General features: G+C 71.0%; 13 protein-coding genes and 5 tRNA genes. 9 read left to right on the plus strand and 9 right to left on the minus strand.

The annotated features are described in order from the left end of the window. The first annotated feature begins 183 nt into the window (after positions 1-183). Positions 184-378, plus strand: coding sequence for a helix-turn-helix domain-containing protein (locus ACFZBU_RS34290; protein ID WP_391587618.1), 195 nt, complete (start codon positions 184-186; stop codon positions 376-378). Then, entirely contained in the window at positions 375-1604 is a 1230-nt protein-coding gene (gene xerC / locus ACFZBU_RS34295; protein ID WP_391587619.1) for a tyrosine recombinase XerC, read from the plus strand. The genes ACFZBU_RS34290 and xerC overlap by 4 nt, the downstream gene beginning before the upstream one ends. Positions 1605-1704: 100 nt before the next feature. Here the strand turns inward: xerC and ACFZBU_RS34300 are convergent. Continuing rightward, a tRNA-Val gene (locus ACFZBU_RS34300) sits at positions 1705-1776 on the minus strand. Positions 1777-2312: 536 nt separating this feature from the next. Continuing rightward, positions 2313-2768: a TIGR02611 family protein gene (locus ACFZBU_RS34305; RefSeq protein WP_391587620.1), complete on the minus strand. Its 456-nt coding sequence runs from the start codon at positions 2766-2768 to the stop codon at positions 2313-2315. 354 nt (positions 2769-3122) lie between these two features. Between ACFZBU_RS34305 and ACFZBU_RS34310 the strand changes: the two genes are divergently transcribed. After that, positions 3123-3536, plus strand: coding sequence for an SsgA family sporulation/cell division regulator (locus ACFZBU_RS34310; protein WP_026218464.1), 414 nt, complete (start codon positions 3123-3125; stop codon positions 3534-3536). Positions 3537-3902: 366 nt separating this feature from the next. Here the strand turns inward: ACFZBU_RS34310 and ACFZBU_RS34315 are convergent, their stop codons facing one another. The 4 genes from ACFZBU_RS34315 to ACFZBU_RS34330 form a co-directional block, all read right to left on the minus strand. Further along, positions 3903-4457 carry a hypothetical protein gene (locus tag ACFZBU_RS34315; RefSeq protein ID WP_391587621.1) on the minus strand — a complete coding sequence of 185 codons (555 nt, stop codon included), beginning with the start codon at positions 4455-4457 and terminating at the stop codon, positions 3903-3905. A gap of 376 nt (positions 4458-4833) precedes the next feature. After that, positions 4834-5562 carry a GNAT family N-acetyltransferase gene (locus tag ACFZBU_RS34320; protein WP_391587622.1) on the minus strand — a complete coding sequence of 243 codons (729 nt, stop codon included), beginning with the start codon at positions 5560-5562 and terminating at the stop codon, positions 4834-4836. A 400-nt stretch (positions 5563-5962) separates the two neighbouring features. Continuing rightward, positions 5963-6787 (minus strand): aminotransferase class IV, encoded by an 825-nt coding sequence (locus ACFZBU_RS34325; protein ID WP_391587623.1) that lies wholly within the window; start codon positions 6785-6787, stop codon positions 5963-5965. Then, positions 6784-7896 carry a chorismate-binding protein gene (locus tag ACFZBU_RS34330; protein WP_391587624.1) on the minus strand — a complete coding sequence of 371 codons (1113 nt, stop codon included), beginning with the start codon at positions 7894-7896 and terminating at the stop codon, positions 6784-6786. Before ACFZBU_RS34330 ends, ACFZBU_RS34325 begins: the two co-directional genes overlap by 4 nt. Positions 7897-8213: 317 nt before the next feature. Here ACFZBU_RS34330 and ACFZBU_RS34335 point away from each other — a divergent pair, with 317 nt between their 5' ends. The 5 genes from ACFZBU_RS34335 (at position 8214) to ACFZBU_RS34355 (ending at position 10941) form a co-directional block, all read left to right on the plus strand. Next, positions 8214-10247: a DUF4328 domain-containing protein gene (locus ACFZBU_RS34335; protein ID WP_391587625.1), complete on the plus strand. Its 2034-nt coding sequence runs from the start codon at positions 8214-8216 to the stop codon at positions 10245-10247. 255 nt (positions 10248-10502) lie between these two features. Further along, positions 10503-10575 (plus strand) — tRNA-Gly (locus ACFZBU_RS34340). A 49-nt stretch (positions 10576-10624) separates the two neighbouring features. Next, positions 10625-10698: transfer RNA gene (locus ACFZBU_RS34345), tRNA-Cys, on the plus strand. Between the two features lie 37 nt (positions 10699-10735). Next, positions 10736-10807, plus strand: a tRNA-Val gene (locus ACFZBU_RS34350). A 62-nt stretch (positions 10808-10869) separates the two neighbouring features. Beyond that, a tRNA-Val gene (locus ACFZBU_RS34355) sits at positions 10870-10941 on the plus strand. A 144-nt stretch (positions 10942-11085) separates the two neighbouring features. Here ACFZBU_RS34355 and ACFZBU_RS34360 read toward each other — a convergent pair. Then, on the minus strand, positions 11086-12138 hold the full coding sequence (locus tag ACFZBU_RS34360) for a helix-turn-helix transcriptional regulator (RefSeq protein ID WP_391587626.1): 1053 nt from the start codon (positions 12136-12138) through the stop codon (positions 11086-11088). 104 nt (positions 12139-12242) lie between these two features. Between ACFZBU_RS34360 and ACFZBU_RS34365 the strand changes: the two genes are divergently transcribed. Then, complete coding sequence (locus ACFZBU_RS34365) at positions 12243-13787, plus strand: MFS transporter (protein ID WP_391587627.1); 1545 nt, start codon at positions 12243-12245, stop codon at positions 13785-13787. A gap of 367 nt (positions 13788-14154) precedes the next feature. Here ACFZBU_RS34365 and ACFZBU_RS34370 read toward each other — a convergent pair whose 3' ends face one another. After that, positions 14155-16065 carry an MDR family MFS transporter gene (locus ACFZBU_RS34370; protein WP_391587628.1) on the minus strand — a complete coding sequence of 637 codons (1911 nt, stop codon included), beginning with the start codon at positions 16063-16065 and terminating at the stop codon, positions 14155-14157. Beyond that, positions 16062-16607 (minus strand): MarR family winged helix-turn-helix transcriptional regulator, encoded by a 546-nt coding sequence (locus ACFZBU_RS34375; protein WP_391587629.1) that lies wholly within the window; start codon positions 16605-16607, stop codon positions 16062-16064. The genes ACFZBU_RS34370 and ACFZBU_RS34375 overlap by 4 nt, the downstream gene beginning before the upstream one ends. Positions 16608-16813: the final 206 nt, after the last annotated feature.

Here is a 16813-nt window from a genome sequence, read left to right on the forward strand (position 1 = left end):
TGTAGCGGATGTTGCCGCTACATCGCGCGCGTCCGCTACAGAAAACAGGGCTCTGACCTGCGCTGTAGCGGATGTAGCGGATGTAGCGGACTTCCAGGGGTGGGGCGGGAGACCTCGCAGGCTCCCGCCCCCGCCCCTCTCCCGTTCTCTCGTCTCGGAGGAACCGTGTCTTCCGTTCGAACCGTGATCGAACCCAAGTGGTACAGCGTTGACGAAGTCGCCCTCATGCTCGGCTTCGGCAAGTCCAAGACCAAGAACCTGATCGCCACCGGTCGCCTGAAGTCCGTGAAGGACGGCCGCAATCGGAAGATCATCGCGCGGTGGGTGGACGAGTACGTGGAGTCCCGCATCGCGGAAGTCGAAGGTGCCGACAGGTGACTGCGAAGCGACACAACGGCGAGGGCTCCATCTACCCCTACCGGAACGGCTACGCGGCCTATGTCTGGGTCACCAAGCCCGACGGCACCCGCGACCGCAAGTACGCCTACGGCAAGACGCGCGAGGCAACGCACGAGAAGTGGCTCGCGCTGCACGCCGCTGCCAAGGCCGGCCCTGTCGCGACGAAATCCCCGACCTTGGGCCAGTACCTGGAGTACTGGCTCAAGGAGGTCGTAAAGCCGCACCTGCGGCCCACGGCAGCCGCGACCTACGAGTCCCATGTCCGCAACCACATCGCCCCGCACTTGGGCACTAAAGCCCGCCACAAGCTCACCGTGCGGGACGTCCAGACCTGGGTGAATCGCCTCGCCGAGCTATGCCAATGCTGCGAGCAGGGCAAGGACGCCGCCCGCCCGCCGGAGAAGCAAAGGTGCTGCGCGCTCGGCAAGACCAACTGCTGCGACCAAACCCTGTCCCCTCGCTCCATCCGAGACATCCGGGACGTGCTGCGGTCGGCTCTCGGCAACGCGGTACGCGAGGAGGTCTTGTCCAAGAACGTGGCCGCGTTCGCCCGGGTAAGCGGCGCCAAGCGGAGCAAGCGCAAGGCCAAACCGTGGACGGCTGAAGAGGCGAAGCGGTTTCTGGTGTCGGCCCGTGACGACAACGACCCGCTGTTCGCCGCCTACGTCCTCATCCTCGTGTTGGGCATGCGCAAGGGCGAGGTGCTGGGCCTGACGTGGGACGTGGTCGACCTGGACGCCCGAGAGCTGGACGTTCAACGTCAGCTTCAGCGTGTCGGGCGACAACTTCTCCACACCGACACGGCCAAGACCGAGGCGTCCGAGGTGCCGCTCCCACTCCCGGACATCTGCGCGGCGGCTCTGCGCATGCGGCGCAAGCAGCAGGACGAAGACCAGGCCACCGCGGGCGAGGTGTGGGAGGACCGGAACTTCGTCTTCTCCACGCGCCACGGCACGCCGTACGAGCCGAGGAACTTCAACCGGAGCTTCGACGCCCGGTGCGAGAAGGCGAAGGTTCGACGCATCACGGTGCACAACACGCGGGACACATGCGGCACCCTGCTGGTGGCGCTCGACGTCCACCCGCGCGTGGTGATGCGGATCCTTCGCCACACGAAGATCGCGGTCACGATGGAGATCTACGCCCAGGCCCCGGACAAGCAGACGCGCGAGGCTCTGCGAAGTCTGGGCGAGTGGCTCGACTGACCTTTAACGAGGACTTTCCGGGCCACCCGTTGCGGTACTTTGCTGCTGGCAGCACGACAAAGCCCCGGATCATTTTCATGATCCGGGGCTCTGACCTGTGTGGGCGATACTGGGATCGAACCAGTGACCTCTTCGGTGTGAACGAAGCGCTCTCCCGCTGAGCTAATCGCCCGGGCGCAGGGAGAACATTACCGCATGCATGGGGGCGGTTGCGCCCACCCCTTCTCGGGGGTTGGGTCGCGGCTCCCGATGAGGCATCTGGGGCAAGAGGCTCGCGCGATCGAAGATCGAGGCGGGCTGGGTCCCCGGGTGGAGGCGGAGGCGGAGGGAAGCGCCGGGTGGGGGCAGAGGCGCATTGCGAGGTGTTCCGGCGAGGGCCGCCGTCGTTGTGCCCGCCCCCGCAGAGGCTCGTCGTCCCGTGATGTCTCCCGTAGAACTCCTTCGCCGGGGCACCCAGCCCGGAGCCCAGGGTTCGGAGCTGAGAGCTCCGGGCGGGGAAGTCCGGGCCCGGGGCCCAGAGCCCGGTTCTGGGCCGGGAGCCGGGGCCTGATCCCGGAGGCCAGGGCCGGACCCCGGAGGCCAAGGCCGGACCCCGGAGGCCAAGGCCGGACCCCGGAGGCCAAGGCCGGGCCCCGGTTCCCGGGGCCAAAAGCGCGCGCCCGGATCGCCCGCTCGAGCTCCGCTTCCCGGTCAGAAGGGACTTCCCGGTCAGAAGGGAAGGGCCATGCCGTATTTCCAGAGGTAGGACGCCACCGCTGCGCCGATCAGAATGAGGCCGATGGCGAGCATGATCATGTTGCGGCGGCGGGTCTTGGGGTCGAGGGCGCGGTTGGCGGCCTTGGTGACCTTGTCCTTGGTCCACAGGAGGGTGCGCTGGGCCCAGACGAATTCGGTGCCGAGGACGGCCAGGCCGAGGAAGATGACCGCCCAGCCGGGGCCGGGCAGCGGGAGCATGATGATGCCGCCGACGATGATCGCGAAGCCGATCACGGCGACGCCGATCTGCCAGGTCATGTGCAAGGGCTTGGAGCGCTTGATGAAGGCGGGTGCGCGGGAGCCGAATGGTTTCGCCTGCTTGTCGGCCAGGCCGCTCGGGGCGTCCTGGTCGGCGCTGGTGGGCTCTCGTGTGGCGTGCGCGCTGTTGTCCGCGACCCCCGTGTCCATCCTTGGTCTTCCTCTCTCGTCGTACCGGCCGTCGTTCACCGGGCACCTCCGTCTGGCCTGCGGCCGGAGCCGACCATGGCTCGGCCTGGCTTGACAACGCTACAAGGGGGCAGAGGTTCGATGCAGGCCCGACGGTACGGTGCGGACTCGCCCCGGGCATGACGGGTATGAACTGAACGCCTGTTCCCTTCCGGAAATCATGCGGGCGAACGTTACACCTCCGCATCGCTCTTAAGGAGTACCCAGACGCCCGTATATCGGGCAGAGACGTTTACAAGAGGTCCGCAGGTGGGATGTTGCGAACGCCGACGTGCGAATCCCCGAGCGCACACTGAGCGAAAGGCCATGGCGCTTATGAACACCACGGTCAGCTGTGAGCTGCACCTGCGCCTCGTCGTCTCGAGCGAGTCTTCATTGCCAGTCCCTGCGGGGCTGCGATACGACTCGTCGGACCCGTACGCCGTGCATGCGACCTTCCACACGGGTGCCGATGAGACGGTCGACTGGGTCTTCGCCCGCGACCTTCTCGCGGATGGGCTGCGTCAGCCGTCCGGCACCGGCGACGTTCGTGTGTGGCCCTCCCGGAGCCACGGACAGAGCATCGTCTGCATCGCCCTCAGCTCGCCCGAGGGTGAAGCCCTGCTCGAAGCGCCCGCGCGGGCGCTGGAGTCGTTCCTGAAGCGTACGAACGCTGCCGTTGCCCCCGGCAACGAGCATCGCTTCTTCGACCTCGACCGGGAACTGTCGCAGATTCTCGCCGAGAACTGAGCTCCCGGAACCGCGGGCACGCCCCTGTCCGCAGCGCCGGGTACGTACGTCAGCGCTCCGCCGCACCCACCGTCCACACGGTGGGAGCGGCGGAGCGTTTTAGCGTTGGGCGCCGCGGCCGCCGGGACGAGGAGCCGCGACCGCCGAGCGGGTGAATCGCGCACGCCGCGCGATCGGTCGATCCGAATACGTACACGATCCGCACATGGTGCAAAGAAAGCGCACAGTCGAACACATTTTCCGGCATGGGAATGCGTGCACATTCACCATCTCGTGGCGTGTCCTGTTGTGCACAGCGTGTGTTTAACCCGCCTCTCGGTAACCGCCGACAACCGGCGGTAATCCGCAAATCGGGATTCCCCGACTTCAGATCCCGCGCTTGCGCAGCAGTTCCTCGATCTCCGCGAACTCGTCGTCCACCGCACCGCGCGCGGCGCGCCGGGAACGCGGCGCCGCGGCCGGCTTCGGCTGCCGACTGCTCGGCTGGGCTGCGCCCGCGTTGCCGCCCGCGCCGGTGTCCGCACCGGTTCCGCCCAGGAGTGCGGCCAGATCCGCGGAGGACGAGGAAAACGAAGAGGGCGACGAAGCGGAAGAAGCCGACGTACCGGTCGGCTCCGGGTTCTTGCGGCCGATCATCCGGGTGATCATCAGCAGCATCACGGCGAACGCGAGGATCGCGACGCCGCCCCACGCCTTGATCCCGAAGGCGAGATCGGTCGCCCAGTCGGCGGCCGCGCTGCCGACCCGGCGGCCCAGCGTGGCCAGGCCGGTCAGGTACAGCCCGATCGGGAACAGCGCCGCGGCGGTCCACCGCGTCGCGTTCAGGAAACGTCGTTGGCGTGCCTTCTGTACCGCGATGACCAGGCCGAGACCCGTCAGCGCCATGCACAGGGCGCCGGTCACCACATCTGCGCCGGACATGCGCTCGGCCTCCTCCTCGTGCGAAGCATTCGAAACGTGCGAAGCGTCGGTGCCGTTCGATGCGTCGGTGTCATCCGCGGCCTCGGTGTCATCCGAAGCCTCGATGCCGTTCGATGCGTCGGCGTCGTCCGAAGCCTCGATGTCATCCGACGCATCGGCGTCGTTCGAAGCGTCGGTGACGTTCGAAGCGTCGGTGACGTTCGAAGCGTCGGTGTCGGTTCTTGTGTCGGTCTTGTCGGACCTGGTGCTTCCTCCATCGTCGTCTCCTCCGCCTCCGGACGCCACGATCGGAGGTCGGTTCGGTACTCGGGGAGGACACCGACCGATCCATCTCCTCCCCGTGGAGTACACCCAGCATCAGGGATGTGCCCGACCCTCACAGGATGGGTTTCCCCCAATAACGCGTGCGCGGCGCGAATCCCGCCCCCGTGCAGACCTTCGCGTGGGTGTCGTCGGGGAGTTCGATCGCCACCTCGTGCAGGCCCTGGGTCGCCGTCACGTGGCCGGCCGCGCGGAGCAGGGTCGCCGCGTCCGCCGGGGTCGGCGCGGTCAGCGCGAGGATGACGCCGTGCGCGACCCACACCACCGCGCCCTCGCCCAGCGTGTACGGCGCGGGCGCCGTGGGGTGGTCCAACCGGGCCTGTGCCCGGGCCTGCGCCACGGGGGCCGCCCAGCCCGCCGCGCGCAGGTCCGCCGCGCACCGGTGCAGCTCCGCCGCGCACCACGCGTCGCGTTCGTCGGGGTCCATCATCCGTACGCCGGGCGGGAGTCCGGTGGCGCGCACGGGGGCCGCGAGGCGGCGGCTGTCGGGGGCGTACCCCAGTGCCTGGACGAGGCCGGTCGCCGCCCGGTTGCCCTCGGGGACGGCCGCCGCCATCCGGGTGCAGCGCCGGCCGCGCATGATCTCCTCGGCGGCGAGCATCGCGACGCATGCGTGGCCGCGGCGGCGGCGGGACGGCAGCACCTGGATGTGCAGGATCCATCCGGTGCCGGCGCCCCACGGGCCCAGCGGGGTCAGGTGCACGCCGCCCACGGATCGGCCGTTGGCGCAGATCGAGTACACGCCGTCACGGCCGGGTCCGGCCGGTCGCAGAGTGGTGGTCATCGGGTGGCCCCCGCCTTCCCGGGCGCAGCGCCCCGTTACCGGCAGTGCTGCCCGCGCGCGGCCCCGGCCAACCTGGTCGGAGCCACGCACACGATCACACCCGCTTCCCGAACCGTCCGTGCCCCTTGGACACGTCGGAGCGGGAGCCGCCCTCGCAACCACACCCGCTTCCCGAACGGGCCCGCGATCGCGGACGCCTCGGGGCCACGGGTGCGATCACGCCGACTTCCCGAGTGGGCCGCGATCCCTCGAAGCGTCGGAGCCACGGACGATACGCCCGGCTTCCCGAGCAGGCGCGCGATGTCCGACGCCTCGGAAGCCACGCGCACGCTCACCGCTCACCGCTCAGCGGATGTGGTCCCCCCGTTCTCGGTGTGCCGGCGCCGCGTGGGTGGTGGGGTCATGGGTCGATGTCGGCGGCGGAGCGGGCCGTGAAGATTTCCATGGCCTTGCGGGTGAGTGGGCCGGGTGCGGTCGGGGTGTGCTCGTCGATGCGGTGCACGGCCTGGATGTCGCGCAGCGACGAGGTCAGGAACATCTCCTCGGCGTCGGCGAGCGCGGCCAGGGGTACGTCCATCTCCTCGGCGCCGACCCACTCCAGCACCAGCGCGCGGGTGACACCGGCCAGGCAGCCGGCCGTCAGCGGCGGGGTGACGATGCGGCCGTCGAGTACGGCGAACACGTTCGAGCCGGTGCCCTCGCACAGGTTGCCGGCCGTGTTCGCGAACAGCGCCTCGCTCGCGCCGCGTTCGGCGGCGTAGCCGAGCATCACCACGTTGTCGGCGTAGCTCGTGGTCTTGAGGCCGGTGGTCGGCGCGTGCTCGTTGCGGGTCCACGGGACGGTGACCACGGCCGTGCTCTTGCCCCGGGCCTTGGCCGCGCCGAGGGCCACCACCAGCGTCGGCGGGGCATCGCCGCGCTCGGAGCCCAGCGGCGAGCGTCCGCCCGTGTAGGTGATCCGCAGTCGGCCGACGCCGGGCAGCGGGTTGGCCGCCAGCACCTCGGAGCACGCGCGGCGGATCAGGTCGAGGTCGGGCGCCGGCAGCCCGAGACCGCGCGCGGAACGGGCCAGCCGATCCAGGTGTCGGGTCGTCGCGAAGGCCCGCCCGCCGGTCGCCTTCATCGTCTCGAAGACGCCGTCGCCGACGGTCAGACCGTGGTCGTCCACCCGGACCACGGCCTGCTCGTCGTCGACGAGGCGATCGTTCAGCCAAATTCTGCTCATGCGCCCTCCGAGGCGTCCATTGCGTCGTCCGCTGCGTTGTCCGCTGTGCTCGGGACATCCGCGTGGTGCGCATCCTGCCCGGCACGCTCGTGCTCGGGTCCCGGCAGGTAGTCCCGCCCCGCCACCGCGAGCAGGTTGTGTGCCTTGAGTTCGGTCTCGTCCCACTCGCGCTGCGGGTCGGAGTCGTACGTGATGCCCGCGCCGGTACCGAAGCACAGGCGGCCGTCCCGGACGAAGAAGCTGCGTATGCCCACCGCGAGCGAGCCCTCGCGGCGGTCCGCGTCGACCCAGCCGATCGCGCCGCAGTACGGGCCGCGCGGGACCGGTTCGAGCTCGTCGATGATCCGCAGCGCGCTGCTCTTGGGCGCGCCGCTGACCGAGCCGGGCGGGAAGGTCGCGGCGAACAGTTCGGGCCAGCCCACGCCCGGTGCCAGGGTGCCCGCGACGGTGGAGACGAGGTGGACCAGGCCCGGGTGCTTCTCGACCACGCACAGGTCGGGCACGGTGACCGAGCCGATCGCGCTCGCCCGGCCGAGGTCGTTGCGGACCAGGTCCACGATCATCACGTTCTCGGCGTGGTCCTTGGGCAGCAGGTCGGCCTCGGTGCGGCCGGTGCCCTTGATCGGGCCGGACCAGACCCGGTCGCCGGCGCGGTGCAGGTAGAGCTCGGGTGACGCGCACGCGACGTGCACGTCGTGTGCGGGCAATCGGATCACTCCCGCGTACGGGGCCGGGTTGCCGCGCGCGAGGCGGCCGGCCAGGCCGAGGATGTCGGCGCCCTCGGGCAACGGGGCGCTGAGCAGGCGACACAGGTTGACCTGGTACACGTCGCCGGCGGCTATGTGTTCGCGGATCCGACGCACCCCGGCGCGGTACGCGTCGGGGCCGAGCGAGTCGGTCCACGCGTGTGCGGGCGGTCCGCTCCACGGCGCCGCCGGCAGCGGGGCCGGGCGCACCTCGTCGAAGCGTGCGCACAGCAGGTCGCCCTCGAAGTCGGCGACGACGGCCCAGAACCCGTGCGAGTCCAGGGCGGCCGGGTCACGGGTGACATCACGCAGGCCGGTGGCCAAGCGCCCGCCGAGGTGGGCGAGAGGAGGTGGCTGACTCACTGGTTCGTTCCGGGGTCGCGACCGCGGCACCTGTGGCGGATCGGCGCGCGGATCAGATCGTCCATTGTAGTAAGGGCGCCACGACGTCTCGAACGGCCCGGCACCGGCGGCTTCGAAGGCCCCGTACCCGGCCACCCGACGCGCCCGGAACCGCCGCCGGTCGATTCCGCGTTCCCCAGTGCCCGTCGGGCACGGCATGATGCGGCACGGTGGGTAGGGACCCGGCAGCCCCGAGTCCGGTGACCGCACCTCCCCCGGTCGGTTCGTCCCGGCCCCCGAAGCCTCCACAGCACCACGCGATCGAAGGACGTTCATCCGTGCACTGTTCCGCCTGCGACACCTGGTCTACGCGGGCCGACCGCTGTTCGTACTGCGGCGCCGTCCCGGCCGCCGCGCCGCAGCAGCCCGGCACCGGGTCGACCCCCGTGCTCGCCGGGCCCGCCGCGGCTCCCGCCACTCCCGCGGCGCCCGCGCCGCCGGATCCGTACGCCGCGCCGGCACCCGCGGTCGCCCCGGCCGGTGCGTACACGGGTGCCTATCCGCACGCGCCGGGACAGTTCGCCCCGCAGACCCCGTACGGCATGCCGAGCCCGTATCCGGCGTCGCCGTACCCAGGTTGGCTGCCGCAGCCGTTCCGCGCACTGCGCGGACTCGCCGTGACCCTGTACGTCCTGCTGCCGCTGTCCGCGGTGTTCGCGGCGCTGTGCGCGGCGGCGTTCTTCCACCGTGCGGACGTCCTGCGGCAGATCTCCGACGCCGGCGAGCTCGGCATGACCGACGCGCTGCGCACCAAGGCCGAGGACTCGGACTCGCTCGTGGCGGCGGCGACCACGTTCCTGGTCCTGTCGATGATCGCAACGGCCGTGCTGTTCATCATCTGGATGTACCGGGCTCGCGCCAACGTGGACCTGTTCGGCCCCTCGAAGCAGCACCTGTCCACCGGGTGGGCGATCGGCGGCTGGCTGGTGCCGGTGGTCAGCCTGTGGTTCCCGAAGCTGATCCTGCACGACGTGTGGCGCGCGAGCGACCCGCGGACCGCCGAGCGCGGCGGGCGTACGCCGGGCCGGTTGCCGCTGCTGTGGGCCTGGTGGGTGCTGCTGGTGGCGTCGGGTGTGCTGTTCTTCGCGAGCCGGCTGTCCTACCCGCTCGACGAGGACATCGAGCTGTCCGACGCCGACCGGTTGCGGACCATCGACTTCCTGTCCGGGATCGCGGATGTCGTGCTGATCCTGGCGGCGGTCGCGGCGATCCTCGTGGTCCGCAGGATCACCACGTTCCAGCACGAGCGCGAGGCGCTGGCGTTCGCGTCGGGCCTGGTCCCCGGGGGCGTCCCCGGCGCGATGCCCGGGATGACAGGGATGCCGGTCGGCTTCGGTGGTGCGCCCACGCCGTGGGCGGCCTATCCGGCACAGGCGCCGACCGCGCAGTACTTCGCGCCGCCGGTGCCGCAGGCTCCGGGTACGCCGGGGGCTCCGCCGGTACCGCAGGCGCCGACGTCGACGGCGGTCGGCTCGGGGGCTGTGGCCGGCGAGGGGGCTGTGCCTCCGGTCGCTTCCGGGGTTCCGGCTGCGGTTGCGGCTGAGGCCGTTGCACCGGTCGAGGCTGCGACTGCGGTGGCCCCCGACCCGGCTCCGGCCTCCTCCGCTCCGGCCGCCCCGGCCCCGGCCGCGCACGAGGCGCCGGCTGCTGCCGACGCGACGACGGTGCTGCCGGTCGATGGGGCGCCTGCCGCGCGGCCCAAGCAGGTGCCGCCGCCGCGGCCCACCGCCGCGCCGACCGCCGGCGTCGTCCAGCCGGTTTCGACGCCCGCCGCGGCCGAATCGCAGGAACCGGTGTCCCTGGGCAAGCCGACCAAGGCCGCGGAGCCCGCTGCGGAAACCATCGTCGAGCCGGTAGCCGAGTCCGCTTCCGAGACCGCCGTCCAGCCGGTGGCCGAGCCCGCCGCCGAACCCGCTTCCGAGACCGCCGTCCAGCCGGTGGCCGAGCCCGCCGCCCAACCCGCTTCGGAAACCGCCGTCCAGCCGGTGTCCGAGCCCGCTTCCGAGACCCTCGTCGAGCCGGTAGCCCAAACCGTCGTCCAACCGGTGGCCGAGCCCGCCGCCGAGACCGTCGTCGAGCCGGTGGCTCAGACCGTCGTCCAGCCTGTAACCGAGCCCGCCGCAGAGCCCGAAGGTGAGCACGAAGCGCTCGGCGAGGGCAAGGACGAAGGCGGGAACGAGGTCCGAACTCCGGCTGAACCAGAGGCGGAGCCCACCTCGGTCCCCGCCCCGGCCCCGGTCCCCGCCGCAGAGGCGACCGCTACCACGGCGCCGGTTGTCGAACCCGCGCCCTCCGCGGAGCGTCGCAGCTGAGTCGAGGGCGGCGCGTCCGGCCCCGAGGATGACTCGAAGGCCCGGTCGAGGGCTTGCCGAGACCCCTCGGTGAGATCCGCCGAGCCGCGTCGAAGGCCGGTTCGAACCCTGGTGGTTCGAGCCGGCCTCGGTCGTTTTCGCAGGTTGCGCGGGTCGCGCGGTGGGGTCCGCGGGGAATCGGTTTTTGTGATGGCCCTCGGATCCGCTAAAGTTCTCAACGTCGCCGGGACGCGGAAACGCGGCTCGGGTCGACAGGCGGACGTGGCTCAGTTGGTAGAGCATCACCTTGCCAAGGTGAGGGTCGCGAGTTCGAATCTCGTCGTCCGCTCGGAAGAAGTAGAGGAATGTGGTGGGCAACCACTATGGTTCCTTCACTTGGTGGAGTGGCCGAGAGGCGAGGCAACGGCCTGCAAAGCCGTCTACACGGGTTCAAATCCCGTCTCCACCTCCAAGAGACCCCAAGGCTCCGTGCCGAGGGTGAACTTCCCGCGCGATTAGCTCAGCGGGAGAGCGCTTCCCTGACACGGAAGAGGTCACTGGTTCAATCCCAGTATCGCGCACGCCGCACAACCGAACACGCAGTACGGCAGTACGTGCACCACGCAGGACACGCACGGCGCCCGCGCGATTAGCTCAGCGGGAGAGCGCTTCCCTGACACGGAAGAGGTCACTGGTTCAATCCCAGTATCGCGCACCGGAAGTATCGAAGGGCCGGAGGATCATCGCGATCCACCGGCCCTTCGGCGTTCCACGCCCACCATTGCCGTCCCGCCCCGCTCATCCGCCCACAGCCCACCGTTCCGCATGTGCTGGGCTCCACCGTCCCGCGTGTGCTCGCTCACATGCCCGCGTGTACGTGCGGCGCGCTGGGCACGAAGTCCGGGGCGGCGAGTCGGGTCAGGCGCTCGCGGGTTTCCTCGTCCTGCGGCACGAAGACGTTCAGCCGCTGGCCGGGCGAGGCGACCAGGTCGGTCGGGATGCCGCGCACATGCAGGACACCGACGTCCAGGTGGCGGAAGAACTTGACCCGGGTGCGGGTGAGCGAAATCGGGTGGGCGGCCCAGGCCTTGGCGAACTCGGGGCTGGCCTCGACCAGTTCGTCGATGAACGCGGTCCAGACCGGATCGCCGATGTTGCGGGCGTAGGTGCCGCGCAGCACGCCGACCACACCCTGGCACTCCTGGAACCACTCGTGGAACGGGTTGCAACACTCGGGTCGGGTGAACAGCTCCCAGATCATGTTCCGCCGGCCTCGGGGGCAGGCCACCATCGCCGGAAAGACCCTGGCGTACAGCTCGTTGTAGGCCAACACGTCGTAACGCTCGTTCATCACGACGGCGGGCAGCGTGGCGAAGTCGTCGAGCAGGACCCGGGTGTCCGCGTCCACCGCGTTCTCGGCCCGGAGCGTCGCCGTGCTCGGTACGCAGGCCAACCGCTTGACGTGCTCCAATTCGACGGCGTCCAGGCGCAGCGTACGGGCGATGCCGGCGATGACCTGCGCGCTGACGTTGATCGGGCGGCCCTGTTCGAGCCAGGTGTACCAGGTGACGCCCACTCCGGAGAGTTGGGCGACCTCTTCGCGGCGCAGGCCGGGGGTGCGCCGGCGGCGGCCGGCGGGGATGCCGACCTGGTCCGGGGTGATCCGCTCCCGGCGGCTGCGCAGGAAGGCCCCGAGTTCGGCGCGCGAGGCGGCGCGGGCGGGGCGCACGTACTGCGGCGTGGCCCGCTCGGAGTCGGGCCGATCGGCCCGGGCGGCGCTGCCCGGCTCGGCGGTGATCGCGATTCGGTCGCCTCGGTCGGAAAGGCCGTCGGATGCACCGTGGGAAACGGCGTCGGGGCCGTTGTGCGGGACTGTGTCGGGAACGGCGTCGGTGCGCGGGCTGCCGGTCATCGGTCCATCCTGTGCCCGGGTGATCTCGATTGCCAGGTGCCTGGTTATACCCGGATAACCAGGCTACTGGTCCGGGTACCGGGCGGCGGACCAGAGTCGTCCTCATGAACGATACGGATCTGATGTCGGGCAGCGACGCCCGACGCGAGGGGGACGTGGAGCGGGTGACCTCCGCTCTCGGGGACGCCGGCGCGAAGTCGGGGCAGGGGCAGGCGGGAGACCGGCGCAGAGACCGGCGCGGGGCCGCGGGCACGGTGTTGCTGGTGGTGCTGGTGGCCGGCCAGTTCATGGCGGTGCTGGACGCCTCGATCGTCAATGTCGCGGCGCCGGTGATGCGTTCGGACCTGCACGCGTCGGGGGCCGGGCTGCAGTGGATCATCGCGGGGTACACGATCGCCTACGCGATGTTGTTGATCACCGGTTCGCGGCTGGGCGCGATCTTCGGGTACGGGCGGGCCTACCTGGGTGGGCTCGGGCTGTTCACGCTCGCCTCGCTGGCGTGTGGACTGGCCGGGTCGACGGGTGAGTTGGTGGTGTTCCGGTGTCTTCAGGGCGCGGGTGCCGCGTTGTTGGTGCCGCAGGTGTTGACGCTGATCCAGCGCCGGTTCGAGGGACGGCGGCGGACCGCGGCGATGGGCCTGTACCAGACGGCGATCGCCGGTGGTGCGGTCGTCGGGCAGATCCTGGGCGGAGTGCTCGTGAGCGCGGATCTGTTCGGTACCGGGTGGCGGCCGGTGTTCCTGGTCAATGTGCCGCTCGGGGTGCTGCTGCTGGTGGTCGGGTGGCGGGCGCTGGGCGGGGACGGGCCGGATCCGGGTGCGCGCCCGGGTTGGGGTCGGCTGGATGTGCCGGGCGTGCTGGTGCTGGCGCCGGCGATGCTCGCGCTGGTGGTGCCGCTGGTGATGGGGCACGAGCAGGGTTGGCCGGTGTGGGGTTGGGTGGTGCTGGCGGCGGGGGTCGCCGGGATGGGCGTGTTCGCGCTGGTCGAGCGGGCGGTGGCGGCGCGCGGCGGGTCGCCGTTGGTGCCGGGAGCGGTGTTGCGCTCGCCCGGGTTGATGTCCGGCGGGATCGCGTTGCTGATCGCGGTGGGCAGCTACAACGGGTTCCTGTTCACCCTGGCGTTGCACCTGCAGTCCGGGCTCGGCGACAGTCCGTTGCGGGCCGGGCTGACCTATGTGCCGTGCGCGATCGGGTTCGCGGTCTCCGGGTTGTGGTGGGGGCGGCTGCCGGAGCGGATTCGGGCGCACGTGGGGTATCTGGGCTTCGCGCTGGTGTCCGTGTCGTACGTCGGCATGGCGGCCTCGGTGCACGGCGGCCGGGAGGGCGGCGTGGCGCTGGCGGTCGGGTTGGCCGCGATGGGCCTGGGCCAGGGCGCGGTGATCGGGCCGCTGATGGCGAGCGCGCTGGGTCGGGTACGGGCCGAGCACGCGGGTGACGCGAGTGGGGTGCTGGTCACGCTCATGCAGGTCGGCGCGGTGTTGGGGGTGGCCACCTACGGCACCACGTTCCTGTCGGCGACGGGTGTGGGCGCCCACGCCTCGGCGCATGCGGCCGTGGTGACGTTCGTGGCGCTGGCCGCGGTGAACGTGTGCGCGGCGGTGTGGGCGTGGCGGGTGGTCGTCGGGCAGCGGGCGGGCCGGGTCGCCTGAGCCGGTACGACCGGGCCTGCGGGCCGCGGGCGTCGGCCGTTGCGGCGCTGCGATCGGCCCGCGATTCGGGTGCTCGGCCCGCCATGCGGGTGCTCGGCCCGCTCGGGTGCTGGGTCGGCGGCACGATGCTCGGCCCCCGAGTCGGGTGCTCAACCCGTGATTGCGAGTGCTCGGCCGGCGGCACCGGCGTCCGGCCCCCGATTCGGGTGCTCACCCCGGCAGTACGGGTGCCCGGCCGGCCGGTGTGGGCGTACCCGTCCGGCCCGAACCCGTCCGGCCGTAACGGGACGGGCGTACCCCGCCGGCCGAACGGGGCATCCCCGTCCGGCCGGTGCGTACCGCGTGTGCGGCTCGGGGTCGGGTGTGGTCAGTCCCGTTCGGGCCAGCGGCGGCCGGCTGCGCGTCGGGCGTCCTGCTCCGGGGAGCGGGCCGAGCCGGCGCCCGGGGAGGGCGTTCGACCACCCGGTTCGGCGGCCGCGCCCGATCCCGGGCCGGCACGTGTACCCGAGCCCGCCCCGGCGGCGGCCGGTTCGTGCCGCACGTCGGCCTGAGCCGATCCGGGCCCGGCGGTCGCCGCCTGCGCTTCGGCCAGTTCGGCCGCGTCCGCGGCGGCCTGGGCCTGGAGGCCGGACATCGTACGCAGCGGCACCTCCTTGATGAAGAAGACCAGCACGAACGCCACCGCCATGACGCACGCGGCGATCAGGAAGACCAGCTGCATCGCCTCGGAGAAGCCCTCCTTGAAGGGCGCGGCCAGGCGCGGGTCGAGCTGCTGGATGAAGGAGGAGTCGCTCAGCACGCCGGAGCCCTGCGCGCCGCCCGGGTTCGGGTTCCGGGCCATCTCGATCACCGGCCCGTTGGCGGGGTCGGCGAGTACCGCGGGGTCGGCCAGCGCGGATTGGAACGCGGGGGTGCGGGCGTCCCGGGTGAACGCCTTGGCGATCTCCCCGGAGACGTTGCTGAACAGCACGGACAGGAACACCGCGGTGCCGGCGGTCGCGCCCATCTGCCGGAAGAAGGTCGCGGCCGAGGTGGCCACGCCCATGTCCCGGGGCGGGACGGCGTTTTGCACGACCAGGATCAGCGTCTGCATGCACTGGCCGAGGCCGATGCCGAGCAGGACCATGAACAGACTCGTGGTCACGAGCGAGGTCTCGGCGTCGACGTAGAGCGCGAACAGGCTCATTGCGACGGCGGCGATGCCGGTGCCCAGGATCGGGAAGATCTTGTACCGGCCGGTCTTGGAGGTGATCTGGCCGGAGATGATCGACGAGCCCATCATGCCGACCATGACCGGGATCATCAGCAGGCCGGCCTTGGTCGGGCTCGCGCCCTTGACGATCTGGAAGTACTGCGGGATCAGCATGAACCCGCCGAACATGGCCATCCCGAAGATCACGCCGATCAGCGACGCGAGGCTGAAGATCCGGTCCGAGAACAGGCGCATCGGGATCAGTGCGTCCTCGCCCATCCGGCGCTCGACCAGGATCCAGGTGAGCACGCCGATGCCGCCGATCAGGTAGCAGGCGGTCGAGGTGCCCGAGCCCCAGCCCCATTCGCGGCCCTGTTCGGCGACGATCAGCAGCGGTACCACGCCCAGGGCCAGGGTGACCGCGCCGAACCAGTCGATCCGGTGCGGGCGGCGGGTGTGCGGGATGTGCAGCACCTTGGCGACCACGAGCAGGGCCACCACGCCGACCGGCACGTTGACCAGGAACACCCAGCGCCAGCCCGCGATGCCGAGGATCTCGTCCTGGCCGGCGAAGAAGCCGCCGACGAGCGGGCCGAGCACGCTGGAGGTGCCGAACACGGCGAGGAAGTAGCCCTGGTAGCGAGCGCGTTCGCGGGGCGGGACGATGTCGCCGATGATCGCGAAGGCGAGCGACATCAGACCGCCCGCGCCCAGGCCCTGGAGGGCACGGAAGCCGGCGAGTTGGTACATCGACGTGGAGAACGTGCACGCGGCGGAGCCGACCACGAAGATCGTGATGGCGGCGAGGTAGAACGGGCGCCGGCCGTACAGGTCGGACAGCTTGCCGTACAGCGGCGTGGCGATGGTCGAGGTGATGAGGTACGCGGTGGTGGCCCACGCCTGTTGGCTGAGGCCGTGCAGGTCGTCGGAGATGGTACGGATCGCGGTCGAGACGATCGTCTGGTCGAGCGCCGCCAGGAACATGCCGGCCATCAGGCCGTACAGGATCGTCATGATCTGACGGTGACTCAGGCCGCTTTCGCTCGCGGCCTGGTCCGGTACTGCCTGCGGTTTGCTGTCGGTCATGCGGTACGGCCTTCCGGTGCACCGGGCGCGGTGTCGCGCGGGGGTGCCTGCTCGCGTTCGAGGTCGTCGTTGAAGCGGCCGAGGAGGTGGACGAGCGTGCGGCGTTCGTCGGCGGACCAGTCGCGGGTGACCCGATCGAGTTCGGCCTGGCGACGACTGCGGTAGATCTCGAACGCCTGGGCCCCGGCCTCGGTCGCCGCGAGCAGGGTGCCGCGGCCGTCGTTGGGGTCCGGGCGGCGCTCGACGAGGCCGCGCTGGACCAGCGACGCGATCTGCCGGCTGACCGTGGACACGTCCAGGTAGGTCATCGCGGCCAGGTCGGTGACCCGGCGGGGTCCCTCCATCGCGAGGTAGGCCAGGAGCAGCCGGTCTCCCCCGTCGGGCACCGGGCCGCTCTCGGCGCGACTGCGCGCCTTGGCGGCGGCCGAGAGCCGCATGAGACGCGCGAGTTCGCGTCCGAGTTCGTCGGGTGCGCGGCCGGCTGTCGGCTCGTCACACGGTGTCGTCGCGGTATCGATGACCGCCCCCTTGTCGCTCGCCACGCATTAACTGCATGGCTCAACCAACAATACCGCTTCCGTCGCCCACCGCCGCCCCCCACGGGCACTCCCGACCCGACCCCGCCGACGGGATCGGCGGCATCGGCGCGTGGGTGCGCCGGCGTGGGGCGTGACGAGGGGCACGGGGCTTGGCCCATGCTCATCTGACTGCCCGTCAGCTATGGTGACGAGGTGCCTGTCTCGCGACT

Origin of the sequence: Embleya sp. NPDC008237, from assembly GCF_042956465.1 — a bacterium.
In the GTDB taxonomy this organism is placed as follows: Bacteria; Actinomycetota; Actinomycetes; order Streptomycetales; family Streptomycetaceae; genus Embleya.